Source organism: Roseateles sp. P2_H4 (assembly GCF_056403315.1).
In genome coordinates this window covers 120,123-133,157 of record NZ_JBFUFR010000015.1, presented here as the reverse complement: position 1 = coordinate 133,157, position 13,035 = coordinate 120,123, and the positions used below count along the sequence as shown (strand labels likewise).

At 69.7% G+C, this 13,035-nt stretch carries 7 protein-coding genes; 5 read left to right on the top strand and 2 right to left on the bottom strand.

Annotation, left to right across the window (positions count from 1 at the left end):
• The first annotated feature begins 456 nt into the window (after positions 1-456).
• The 5 genes from AC1DW3_RS13480 to AC1DW3_RS13460 all read left to right on the top strand — a co-directional run bounded on the left by AC1DW3_RS13480 (position 457) and on the right by AC1DW3_RS13460 (position 9,392).
• Positions 457-1,572 carry a hypothetical protein gene (locus AC1DW3_RS13480; RefSeq protein ID WP_477931827.1) on the top strand — a complete coding sequence of 372 codons (1,116 nt, stop codon included), beginning with the start codon at positions 457-459 and terminating at the stop codon, positions 1,570-1,572.
• A gap of 186 nt (positions 1,573-1,758) precedes the next feature.
• On the top strand, positions 1,759-3,120 hold the full coding sequence (locus AC1DW3_RS13475; RefSeq protein WP_477931826.1) for a surface lipoprotein assembly modifier: 1,362 nt from the start codon (positions 1,759-1,761) through the stop codon (positions 3,118-3,120).
• Positions 3,117-5,051 (top strand): FecR family protein, encoded by a 1,935-nt coding sequence (locus AC1DW3_RS13470; RefSeq protein ID WP_477931825.1) that lies wholly within the window; start codon positions 3,117-3,119, stop codon positions 5,049-5,051. Before AC1DW3_RS13475 ends, AC1DW3_RS13470 begins: the two co-directional genes overlap by 4 nt.
• Positions 5,052-5,055: 4 nt before the next feature.
• Positions 5,056-7,272 carry an HD domain-containing phosphohydrolase gene (locus AC1DW3_RS13465; protein ID WP_477931824.1) on the top strand — a complete coding sequence of 739 codons (2,217 nt, stop codon included), beginning with the start codon at positions 5,056-5,058 and terminating at the stop codon, positions 7,270-7,272.
• 17 nt (positions 7,273-7,289) lie between these two features.
• Positions 7,290-9,392, top strand: a complete 2,103-nt coding sequence (locus tag AC1DW3_RS13460) for a CHASE2 domain-containing protein (protein ID WP_477931823.1) — start codon at positions 7,290-7,292, stop codon at positions 9,390-9,392.
• Positions 9,393-9,419: 27 nt separating this feature from the next.
• Here the strand turns inward: AC1DW3_RS13460 and AC1DW3_RS13455 are convergent, their stop codons facing one another.
• Positions 9,420-11,336: a hypothetical protein gene (locus tag AC1DW3_RS13455; protein WP_477931822.1), complete on the bottom strand. Its 1,917-nt coding sequence runs from the start codon at positions 11,334-11,336 to the stop codon at positions 9,420-9,422.
• A gap of 76 nt (positions 11,337-11,412) precedes the next feature.
• A complete protein-coding gene (locus AC1DW3_RS13450; RefSeq protein ID WP_477931821.1) occupies positions 11,413-12,981 on the bottom strand; it encodes an ABC transporter substrate-binding protein in 1,569 nt (522 codons plus the stop codon).
• Positions 12,982-13,035: the final 54 nt, after the last annotated feature.

Sequence of the window (13,035 nt, the reverse complement as noted above, 5' to 3'; positions counted from 1 at the left end):
GGCGGGGTCGGCGCCGGAGGGGTCGGGGTCGGCGCGCTCGGCGCGGCGTCGGTGCCGCCACCGCCGCAGGCGGTCAGCGCGGCGGCAATGAGCAGGGAAACGGTGAAGCGGGGAACGAGGGTCGACATGTGATTCCTTGAGGTCGTCGAAAGGGGTGACGGCACTGTGCCGATCGGGCCTGCGGCTGACATCCGCCCAACAGGCCATCGCCGCTGCCACCGAAGAGCCATGTCCGCAGCGGTCCTCAATGGCTCCTCCGGGCGATGCCCGCGCGCCCACCGGTCGCAACACTGGCGTATCGCCCCCGACACCTCAGCCGACCATGAACCCCTCATCCCGCTTCGACATCTCCGCAAGGCCTGGCCCAGTTCGACGATGCCCTCTGGGCCCAGCTCAGCAGGGCGCTGGGCCATGCCCGGGTGCCGGGTCTTGTCGAAGCCTAGGTCAGTCGCTGCGATGAAAAACCTGACCCTTGCTCTCCTTGCGGCCAGCACGCTGCTGGCCCTGCCGCCGCGCGCCAGCGCCACCATCGACTGCTGGGTCGACGCCGAGCACCCCAGGACGGCCGACCAGCGCCCCGTCGCCGACGTCGCGGTTGCCCCGATGCGGCAGGCGCTGCGCCAGATCAACGCCGTGCTGCATGGCCAGCGCGAACTGCATGAGTTGCCACGCACGCGGCTGCGCAGCAGCTGGCAGGTAGGCGGCCAGTGGGACGCCCCCGCGCGCAGCGGCAGCCTGCTGCTGCGTGACCACCGGGAAAGCATGTGGCTGCCCGGTCGCTGCGACGTCAACCCCAAGGCCGACCGCCTCGGGCCGATGGCGGCGGTGGTGGTGGCCATCAACGCGCCCACCAGCTTCTTCGAGTCGCCCCACGCCGAGTTGAGCGATGAAGAGCTGCAGGCCTGGCGCGAACTGCCCGCCACCGGCCAGCTCAACGGCTACACGCTGTACGGCGGCCGCCAACTGGTGTTCACGCGCGGCGGCCGCCTGCCCTGGGTGGCGGTGAGCACCGCCGAGTACCTCGACTTCACGCTGCGCGACCTGAAGCGCCGCGTGCAGCAGGACGCCAACGCCCGCGCCGGCCTGCCGGCCGAAGGCGACATCGCCGCGCGCGAGGCCTTCGACGAAGTCCAGGTCCAGAAGGTGGCCGCCGGCCTGCGCAAGGTGGACCCGGCAGCGGCCGACAGGATGGCTGCCGAGTTGCGAGCCCAGTTGCAAGCCAGCCGCGAGGCCGACGCACGCCGCGCCCATCGAAGGGCGGCATCCGGCATGGACCCCCACCCGCTGCAGACCATGACCCGCCGTGTCGAGGCCTGGCGCGCCAGCCTGTCGCCGCGGCAACTGGCAGCACCGGCGCTGCTGGGCCTGAACGGCCTGCACGACGACGCCGTCGCGCTGGACCGCTACCCGCGCCTGGTCAAGCCCGACCCCGACTTTCCGTGGGACCGCGGCCAGCCCGGCCGGCCGCAGATGCTCAAGCTGGCCGTCGATGGCGGCGATGTCTTCACCGAGCCCATGCAACGCGTGCTGCAGCGGCTCGACCTGAAGGCGCTGCAGGCCCTGGTCGATTGATGGCCCCGCGCGGCGGCGGGTCATTTCGATACCCGCATGACCGGCTCCGAGTTACTTCTCGACAAAGGCTTCCGAGACGGATGTCACAAGCCTGCCTGGCAGCAAGCTACCGGACAGACAGGCGTTCGCCGAAGATAGGGCGACCGCAATGCAGCCGAGCATTGAATCGAAAAATGAGAGGTTTCCTTGCTCAAACTGCCTTCCAGGATGGAAGTCATCAGCCTGGGAGTGCCCGGTCGGCGCTGCGCATGGGCGATGGCCCTGGCGTGCCTGGTGTCGAATGCCTGCGCGCAGGATGCCCTGCTTGACGACGCACGCGCGAGGCTGACCCGGCGCGACGCTGCCGGCGCCTATGCGCTGCTGGCGGATGCCGAAGTGAAGCGCGCGGGCGATGCCCGTTTTGACTATCTGCTGGGCGTTGCCGCGCTGGATGCCGGCCACGTCACACGTGCCATCTTTGCGCTGGAACGGGTCGTGCAGCGCAACCCCGAAGACACCCTGGCCCGCGCCGAGCTCGGCCGCGCCTATCTGGCGGCCGGCGACGTCGACGCCGCGCGGGAGCAACTGCGCCTGGCGCGCAGCGGAAACCTCCCCGACAAGGCCTCGGCGGCCATAGCGCGCGTGATCGGCGTGATCGACCAGGTGGCGCCCTCGACGGCGCCGGCGCTGTCCGGCCACCTCGAGTTTGGCGCTGGCCATGACAGCAATGTCAACAGCGCCACCAACCAAGGTGAGTTCGCGATTCCCGCCTTTGGCGGCATCCTGTTCCAGACCTCCCCCGAGAATCGTCAGCGCCACGATCTCGTCCTCACCGCCGCGGGCGGCTTGAATGTCGAAGCGCCGCTGTCCTCGTCCTGGAAGCTGGTGGCCGCAGGGAATTTGCGCGCCACCGTGGACCGCGTGGTCCACGACATGAACACCGTCTTCGTCGACGCCACGGTCGGCCTGCGCCACACCGCTGGCACGCAGAGCCAGCTGATCGCGCTGCAGAACGGCACCGCCTGGGTGGGAGGCAATCTGTACCGCAGCGCCAGCGGCCTGACCGGCCAATGGCAAGCGCAGCTCGACGCCACGTCCCAGGCCAGCGCCTTCGGGCAGTGGTCGCACCAGGCCTACGCGGGTCAGTCGGAGCGCAACACCGACCGCTCGCTGCTGGGCCTGGGCTATGCGCGCGGGTGGGGTGGCTCGGACTCGCTCGCCTACGGCAGCACCTATGTCGTCCGGGAGCAGGCAAGAACAGCGGGGTTCGCGAACTTCGGCCACCACGGCAGCGGACTGCGGCTGGGCATGGAGCAGCGCCTGGACAGCGCCGCGACCGCATTCGCGGAGTGGCAGTTCGAGCAGCGCCGCTATGGCGGCACCGAGCCCTTCTTCGACGTCGCACGCCGCGATCGCCAGAACGATGTTTCCGCGGGGCTGCGCCGCGCGCTCGACGCCCGCTGGCAGTTGATCGCACAAGTACGCCGCACGCGGTCCGCGTCCAATGTCGTGCTGTACGACTATTCCCGCACCGTATTCCAGGTCAGCGCGCGCAGGAGCTTCCAATGAGCCGATTCCTCAAGCATCGCGGCCGCGCGCCGTCGCCCTCGGGCGCTGTTCGACATGCGCTCTCATTCGCGGTGCTGTGTGTCGTCAACGGCCTGGCCTGGGCCGCACCGGCCGCCACGGTGCTGTTCACCAGCGGCGATGTCCGCGCCGTGTCGGCCAAGGGCGTGGCGCGTGAACTGAAGACCGGCGAGAACGTCGACTCGGGTGAAACCGTGCAGACCGGCAAGGGCCGCGTCCAGCTCCGCATGGTCGACGGCGCCCTGATGGCGCTGGGCGAGCGCACGGCGCTGCGGCTGGACGACTACCACCTCGCCGGCCCCGCGGGGAACGACGAACGCGGCTTCATGAGCCTGCTCGGCGGCAAGATGCGCACCATCAGCGGCAGCATCGGCAAACCCCGTACCGACAACTACAAGGTCGACACGCCATCGGGCACCATCGGCATTCGCGGCACCGAGTACACCGCCGAGATCGACAAAGGCTTGAAGGTCGGCGTGATCGGCGGCCTCGTGGCGGTCTGCAACGACGGCGGCTGCGTGGACGTGCCCAAGGGCTCGGCGGCCTATGCACCGAACCGATCGGTCAAGCCGAATGTCAGCGTCCAACAGCTGATGCTTCTGCAGCCGGCCAATGCGGCCGACCCCGCCGCCCCTGCACCCGCGGCCGATTCGGCCGGGCCCACGGCCGGCGACAAGGTGGCGAACGAGTTGGTTGCCCAGGGGCAAAACCCGCCTGCGCCGGCACCCACCCCTGCGCCTTCGCCTGCACCTGCGCCAGCGCCTGCACCTGCACCTGCACCTGCACCTGCACCTGCGCCTGCGCCAGCGCCTGCTCCCGCACCAGCACCAGCGCCTGCTCCCGCACCGGCGCCTGCTCCCGCACCGGCGCCTGCTCCCGCACCAGCGCCTGCTCCCGCACCAGCGCCTGCTCCCGCACCAGCGCCTGCTCCCGCACCGGCACCTGCTCCCGCACCAGCGCCTGCTCCCGCACCAGCGCCTGCTCCCGCGCCAGCGCCTGCTCCCGCACCAGCGCCCGCGCCAGCACCTGCTCCCGCACCAGCGCCTGCTCCCGCACCAGCACCTGCTCCCGCACCAGCACCTGCTCCCGCACCAGCGCCTGCTCCCGCACCAGCACCTGCTCCCGCGCCAGCGCCTGCTCCCGCACCGGCACCTGCTCCCGCACCGGCACCTGCTCCCGCGCCAGCACCTGCTCCCGCCCCTGCGACCAATGTCACCGCCGGCCTGGTCTGGAGCAATGACAAGGGCGAGGTGGCGTCGGGGCTGATGGGCGCCAAGGCGAAGTTCGACGGCCAGGGCGGCTTGCTGGAACTGGAGGACTCCGCGACCGGCCGGACCCTCATCGAGAAGGGCACGCCCACCGACCTGGGCGCCAACGGCGACATCGCCTGGGGTCGCTGGATCGGCGGCCAGAGCAAGGTGGCGGGCGCTGGCGGCAACGGCAATGGCGTCGGCAACGGCAATCTCGCGACGCTGCACTACTTCACCGTCACATCGGCCCCCACGGGACCGACGGCGGGCCTGTTCAGTTCGTTCGCGTCAACTTCACCGACCGTGCAGTCCAACGGCAACCTGGTGGCCACCGGCACGGTGAACAGCGCGAGCGGCACTTTCACGGCGGCGCTGATCCTCTCGAACGCCGGCACGGCCGCCTATTCGCTGACCGTGCCCGTGGCGGGCCAGACCTTCTCGCTGACCGGCGTGGCTACGCAGACGACGCTGACGACCTTTTCGGGCGTATCGTTGATCACGAGCACGGGGCTGGCGTGCCTGGGTGGCTGCACGGGCAGCCTGGGCAACAATGTCTCGGTGATCGGCCAGATCGCGGGGTCGCAGGGGACGCAAGCCGGCGTCATCTACGGCTTCGACAGCCGCCTCGGCAACGTGTCTGGCGTCATCGTCTTCAAACGCTGAGTCCATGGGCCTTTCCGGTCTTGATCGCACCCCACCGCCCTCCGGCCCCATCGGTCCGGACTACACGACCGCGGCCGGCGGAATCCTGATCGTCCATGACCCGACCGGGGCCGCGAACCCCGGCCTGGTCAAGGAGCTGCGTCGTGCCCGCTTCATCGTTCACGACTGTGCCGCGCAGGACGCGCTGGCCCAGGTGGACCGCGGCGACTGGGACGTCGTCGTGCTGGATGCGCCCTCTGCCTTCGACGACGCCCTGGCCCTGGCGGCAGCGATTCGCGCCAGCTATCCGGCGACGGTGCTGCCCATCGTCGTGCTCGGCGACGCTTGCACGGGCGGCGACCAGCAACGCGCCTTCGCTGCCGGCGCCAGCGACTGCATCCCCCGCACGGCCGACGTCGCCGAGGTGAGCCGGCGTCTGTCCACGCTGGCCGAACTCCGTCGCCTGCGCCGCAAGAGCGCCATGGAGCACAGCCGCTTCGGTGCGGAGCTGTCCTCGCGCTCGCTGCGGCTGAACGGCCTGATCGAGACCTGCATCGCGATGTCCATGAGCCGCGATCGCTCGGCGCTGCTGCAGCAGCTGCTCAGCGAAGGGCGCCACCTGCTGAACTGCGACGGCGGGACCATGTTCATGGTGACCGACCAGGGCACGCTGCGCTTCGAACGCCGCACGCGCAGCGACCCGCTGCCGGCCGAGCAGATCCCCTTGCATGACCCGCTGACAGGCCGCCCCAACGAGAACTACGTCTCGGTCTACACGGCGCTGCACAACCGTGCAGTTCGCATCGACGACGTCTACGCCGAGACCCCGTTCGACCTGAGCGGCACGCGCGCCTTCGACGCTGCCAGCGCCTACCGCACGGTATCGATGCTGACGGTGCCCATCGCCCCGCGGGGTGGTTCGCCCATCGGCGTGCTGCAGTTCATGAACGCGATCGATCCCTTCACGGGCGCCATCGTGCCGTTCGATCCCGAGGCCGGTGCGCTGGTGGAGGCCCTGGCGGCACAGGCCGCCGTCGCCCTCGACAACATGGAGCTGGTCGATTCGCAGCAGCAGCTGACGGAGAGCCTGATCCGCGTGCTGGCGACGACCATCGATGCCAAGAGCCCGCACACCGGCCGCCATTGCGAACGCGTGCCCGACCTGGCGATGCGCCTGGCCCAGGCCGCCTGCGACGCGAACGACGGGCCGTTGAAGCACTTTGCCTTCCGCTCCGAACGGGAGTGGGAGGAGTTCCGCATCGGCGCCTGGCTGCACGATTGCGGCAAGGTGACGACACCGGAATACGTCATCGACAAGGCCACCAAGCTCGAGACCATCCACAACCGCATCCACGAAGTCCGCATGCGCTTCGAGGTGCTGCAGCGCGATCTCGAGATCGAACGCCTGCAGGCCCAGGCAGCCGGCACCTGGAGCGAGGCGCGGCAGGCCGCCCACACGGCCGCGCTGGAGAGTCTCCAGCGGGACTTCGCCTTCGTGGCCCGTTGCAATGTCGGCGACGACACGATGGATGACGACGCGATCGAGGCACTGGCGCGCATCGCCGAACGCCGCTGGACGCGGCATTTCGATGACCGTCTGGGCCTGTCGGCGGCCGAGCTGGCCCGCCGTGCCGACGAGCCCGTGCAGGCCCTGCCCTGCGCCGAGCCGCTGCTGGCCGACCGCCCGCGGGACATCGTGGCGCGCCCTGACGGCGAGCAGCTCGATCCGGCGTTCGGATTCCGCATGGAGGTGCCCGAGCACCTCTACAACCGCGGCGAGCTCTACAACCTCTCGGTGCGCAATGGCACGCTGACGCTCGAGGAGCGCTACAAGATCAACGAGCACATGGTGCACACGGTGATGATGCTGGAGCGCATGCCGTTTCCCAAGCATCTGAAGCGGGTGCCGGAGTACGCGGGCACCCATCATGAGCGCATGGATGGCCAGGGCTACCCGCGCCAGCTCGGCCCCGAGCAGCTGTCCGTACCGAGCCGCATCATGGCGGTGGCCGACATCTTCGAAGCCCTGACGGCCGCGGACCGGCCCTACAAGAAGCCCAAGACGCTGTCGCAGGCGCTGGGCATCATGCAGCGCATGGCCGGCACGCACATCGACCCGGACATCTTCAACCTCTTCCTGCGCTCCGGTGTCTACCTGGAGTTCGCACGCAACCACCTCAGCCCCGAGCAGATCGACGTCACTGACCCGACGCCCTTCTGCGCCACCGTGAACCGTGGCTAGCGCCCTGGCCAGCCTGCATGCCGTCAACGAGGGCTGAACCGCGGCTGGCGGGCTGGGCCTGGGCCGTGCCGCTGGCTGCGGCCGCCCTGGTGCTGGGCGCGATGCTGGTCGACCCACCCCTGCTGCGCGGCCTGCGCAACGCCAGCTTCGACCAGTTCCAGCGCTGGCACCCCCGGCCCTACGCCGACCCGCCGGTGCGCATCGTCGACATCGACGACGAAAGCCTGCGCCGCGTGGGCCAGTGGCCCTGGTCGCGCGACAAGGTGGCCAGTCTGCTGTCCGCCATCGAGGCCGGTCAGCCGGCCTCGGTCGCCGTGGACGTGCTGTTTGCGGAGCGTGATGCCAGCGCGTCCGGCGGCGCCGCGCCACCGGACGCCGAACTCGCCCGCGTGCTGGCCCAGGGCAAGGTCGTGCTCGGCTTCGGCCTGACGCGCACACCCGGCCCACAGCCTGCCAACGCCAATCCGGACGACGACGGCCTGACGCTGAAGGCCGGCTATTTCCCGCTGGGTGGCGACCCCGCCCCCTTCCTGCCGGCCTTCGCCACGGCCGTCGCCAACCTGCCGGACTTGCAGCAGGCCGCGGCTGGCCAGGGGGCCATGACCTTCATCCCCGACGGCGACGGCATCATCCGCCAGGTCCCCCTGCTGCTGAACCTCGACGGGCGGCTGGTGCCCTCGCTGTCGGCCGAGGCCCTGCGACTGGCTGCGGGGGTCGGCCACTACACGGTCCGCAGTGAGGGCGACAGCGGCGGTGTCATCGACGTGCGCATCGGCGAAAGGGTCATCGCCACCGATGCCGGCGGCGCCCTGTGGGTGCACTATGCGCGCCCGAATCCGCGCCGCTACATCCCCGCCTGGCAGGTGCTGGACCACAGCCTGCCCGCCGATGCACTCAAGGGCCGCATCGTGCTGGTGGGCACCTCGGCCCAGGGCTTGATGGACCTGCGCTTCAGCCCGCTCGGCGGCATCATCGCCGGCGTCGAGGTCCATGCCCAGGCGCTGGAGCAGGTGCTGGCCGGCCAGGCCCTCAGCCGCCCGGGCTGGGCACCGGCACTCGAATGGATGGCCACCCTGCTCGGCTGCGGGCTGGCAGGCCTGCTGGCGATGAAGCGCAGCGCCACCGTGTCGTCGGCCGGCTTCCTCGCCATGGCCGGCGCCCTGGGGCTGGGGGCGTGGACGGCCTTCCTGCAGGCCGGCGTGCTGGTCGATCCCATCACGCCCATGCTGGGCATGGCGCTGGTGTTCATTCCCGCCACGCTGATGCGCTATCTGCAGAGCGAGCGCCGGCAGCGCTGGATGAAGCAGACCTTCTCGCGCTATGTGTCGCCCAATCTCGTCGACTACCTGATCGCCCATCCCGATGCGCTGGTGCTGGAAGGCCGGCGCCAGCGCTGCAGCTTCGTCTTCACCGACCTGGCCGGTTTCACCCGCCTGATGGAGAGCATGGACCCGGCGGTCGCGGTGGGCCTGGTCAATCGCTACCTGGACCGCATGATCGCCATCGCCTTCGAGCACGACGGCACCCTGGACCGCATCGTCGGCGATGCCGTGGCGATCATGTTCTCGGCGCCCGTCGAGCAGAAGGACCACGAGCAGCGCGCCCTGCGCTGTGCGCTGCAGATGCACGCCTTCTCGCGCCGCTATGTCGACGACCTGGCCCGCCAGGGCTTCCCCTTTTCCGAGACGCGCATCGGCGTGCATACCGGCGAGGTGACGGTCGGCAACTTCGGTGGCGAGGCGATCTTCGACTACCGCGCCCTCGGCGATCCGGTCAACACGGCCGCCAGGCTGGAAGGCGCGAACAAGTACCTGGGCACGCTGATCTGCGTGTCGGAGGCGACGCTTTCAGGCTGCCCTGGCGCCCTGGCGCGCCCCATCGGCCAGTTGCGCCTCGCCGGTCGCAGCAGCCATCTGATGGCCTTCGAGCCGCTGGACGGTCAAGGGCCCGACCTTGAGTACCAGCAGGCCTTCGAGCTGATGCGGGCCCATGACGAGGGCGCCCTCGCCGCGTTCGAGGCGCTTGCCGGCAGCCGGCCTGACGATCCCCTCGTCCAGCTGCATGTCGGGCGCTTGCGGGCAGGCAAGCGCGGCGACGCCATCGAACTGGCCGAGAAATAGCCTGGCGCCCTTGAGGCGCCCTGGTCCTCAGAGCTTGCCGGTGTAGCGCGTATGGAAGCGCCGGCCCTGGGCATCCATGGCCTGCAGCCACAGCTCGGACGTGACGGCGCCGGCCGGCGTGTGCGCCGTGCTCAGCGTGGCCGTGGTCTTGGGCGGCAAGGGCGCGGGCGTGTCCAGCACCGTGGGCGCGCCACCGGCGACCGGCGTGAAGACGCGCTTGATCTCGATGAGGCGCAGGTCGGGGTTGGCCGCGGCCCAGGTCGACCAGTTGATCACCAGCGTGCCGCTCTGCAGCGCGGCCGCGAGCACCGGGCTGTCGGCCGTCACGCCATTCAGTGCCGTGAAGCGTGCCGTGGCCGGCTCGCCGAGCACGTCGGCGCGCAGCCAGGTATTGCGCACTTCGGCCGCGCCGCCGATCGTGTAGCTGGCGATGAACCGGGCGCCCCGCACGCTGTCCACGCTGCCTATCCAGCCCACCGCGGCGCGCTGGATGGCGAGGTCGCCCACGCCGCCGGTCGGGATCAGGTTGGTGGCGCCAGGCGTCGACGACACGCAGAGATTGGGGCGGCTGCAATAGCCGAACGGGATGCTGAAACCGCCGGGCAGCTGCACCGTGGCCGAGCTGAGCAGCTGCGTGGGCGGGATGCCGGGAATGGGGTCGGCCGTCTGCGCCTGGATCTCGACCTGCAGGCCGATGCCCGGGTTGGGCACGACGGCGCTGCTGGCCGTGCCGTCCGCGTTCAAGGCCAGAAAGGCCAGCGGGTGGACAGCGAAGGCGAGCTTCTTGCCGTTGCCGATCAGGTTCCACTTGTTGGTCGTCGTGGCGGCCTTGTTGTAGCTGACCGCGTCGAGGAAGACGTCGACGACGGCGCCCGTCGAGTCGCTGACGATGGCGCCCACCAGCACCTTGGCGCAGTTGCCGGCGGTCGGTGCATCGTCGGCACAGCCCAGCAGCTGGAAGCGGCCGAACTGGCGGTTGCCGGTCGTGTAGGTGGACAGGATGCCGGCGATGTCGGTCTTGCTGCGGCCGTTGTGCTTGTCGTAGCCGGTGACGAGGGCGTGGGTCAGGATGGTGCTGACGTCCTTGCCCTGGGCGATGAGCTGGTTCAGTGCGGCACCGAGGTCATCCAGGCCCGACAGCGTGCCGAGCAGCGTCGTCGCGCTCGTCGCGGCCTTCAAGGTGGACGTGATGGCATTGGCCGGCGTGCCGCTGGCCTTGAGCAGCTCCGTCTGGGCGGTGGGCAGCTCGACGACGACCTCGGCCGTCGGTGCGGCGAGGAATTTGTTGCCGATCTGCAGCACCGGCACATTGAGCCTGGAGCGGGCCAGGTCGACGCGCACGCTCTCGATGAGCAGGTCGTGCGTGCCCTTGTTGGCGGCAAAGGTCGGGTCGGCCAGCAGGTCCAGCGCCGTGGCGTCGGTGATCTTCAGGTCGCTGATCTGGGTCTTGACCAGCGTCTTCAGGAAGGTGGCGGCAGCGGCGCTGGCATTGCCCAGCTGGCCCAGCTGGCTGGCGCTGGTGGCGGCGGCAGCGAACACCGGCGCGGGTTCGGTGCCCAGGGACAGGGCGACGATCGCCTGGGTCATCGGCGTCACATGGCCGACCATGGCGGCGCTGATGGCCGGCACGGTGGAGTGCAGGACCTGCAGGGTGCCTCCCGCGTCCATGCCGCGGGCCTGGATGAACAGCGGCGCGGCCGGGCTGGTGGTGTTCAGCGTCAGGCTGTAGCTGCCGTCGGCGGCATGCGTCGTGGCCGTGCCGACGGCCTTGCCCTGGCCGTCGACGACGCTGATCTGGGCGTTGACCAGGGGCGCACCGGTGGCGGCGACGCCGCGCAGCGTGGGCGGCGTCTCCAGCGGCGGCGTGCCACCACCTCCGCCGCCACCGCCTCCACAGGCGGTGAGCAGCAAGGTCAGGGTCAGGACGGCGAGGCGGTACAGCATGGCGCGGGCGGGAATCTGGGCTCGGACCAGTGTGCCGCGCCGGCCCGCACGGTGGTGGGCCGTTAAAGGGGCGAAATCAGCGGTTGATCTGCACCCAGGCGAGTTCCAGCCAGTTGTCGGGCCGGTGCACGGCCGTGACATTGGCCCGCGCGCCCCAAGGCACCACCTGGCGGTGCAGCGGGATGATGTTGACCTGCTCGCGCAACTCAGTGAGCGCGCCGCGGATCTGCTGCTCGCGCTTCTTCGCATCGGGCTCGACGCTGGACTGGGCGGCCAGCGCGTCGGCCTTGTCGTTGCGGAAACCGCCGAAGTTGTAGTTGCCCACGCCCTTGTCACCGCGCGTGCGGTAGAGCGGCGTCAGGATGCTCTCGGCGTCCGTCACCGAGCCGCCCCAGCCGTACATATAGAGGCTGGTGTCGTACTTCTCCAGCTTGGGGAAGTACAGCACCCGCGGCATGGCATTGACCTTGACCCTGATCTTCAGCTGGGCCCACATCGACGCCAGCGCCGTGCAGATTTCCTCGTCGTTGACGTAGCGGTTGTTGGGGCAGTCCAGGGTGATGTCGAAGCCGTCGGCGAAGCCGGCCTCGGCCAACAGCTTCTTCGCCCCGGCCAGGTCATGCGGCAGGCGGGTCTGCAGGGCCGGGTCGTCGAAGGAAGCGAGGCCCGAGGGCGTCAGCGCGCCGGTGGGCACCGACAGCCCCGCCATCAGCTTGGTCTTCAACGCCTCGATGTCGATGGCCTGGTACAGCGCCTTGCGCACGCGCAGGTCCTTGAAGGGGTTCTTGTCACCCGGCACATTGGCGTAGAGCAGCTTGTCGCGCGACTGGTCCATGCCGATGAAGACGAGACGGTTCTCAGGCCCCTCGATGACCTTGACACCGGCCGTGTTGCGCAGGCGTGCGATGTCGCGCGGCGCCGGGTCGAGGACAAAGTCGATCTCGCCCGAAACCAGCGCCGCCAGCCGCGTCGCGTCCGTGGCGATGGGTGTGTAGACCACTTCCTGCAGATTGCCCTCGAACTTGTTCCACCAGTTGGGGTTGCGCTTGAGCACCGTCTTGATGCCGGGCTGGCGGCTCGCCAGCATGAAGGGGCCGGTGCCATTGGCGTTCAGCGCCGTGAAGCTCTCTTCCTTGTTCTTGAAGTCCAGCGGCTTGGTGACCTTGTGCGCCTCGCACCACTTGCGGCTCATGATCCAGAGCTGGTCGATGTGCTGCAGGAAGATGGGGTTGAAGGTGGTCAGCTGGAAATCCACCGTCAGCTCGTCGACCTTCTTCGCTGTGCCGACGGCATTGGCCCAGACGGCGATCTGCGAGGTTGGCTCCTTGGCGCGCTGCACCGAGAAGACGACGTCATCCGCCGTCAGCGGCGTGCCATCGTGGAACTTGACGCCGGGGCGCAGCTTGAAGCGCCAGGCCAGCGGCCCGGTCTGTTTCCATTCCGTGGCGAGGCCCGGCACCAGGCCCAGCTTGGCGTCGCGATTGGTCAGGCGCTCGTAGATCTGGCCGTTGACCATATTGGTCAGGCTCTCGTTCTGGGAGTCCGGGTCCATGGTCTGCGGATCGCCCTGGCTGGCCCAGCGCAGGGTCTGCGCCGACGCACCACAGGCCAGCGCCAGCAGCGCCACGCCAATCCATCGCTTCATTGCTGTTCTCCCAACTGCATGCATGCGCAACAGTTTAGGAGGGCGGGAAAGCCC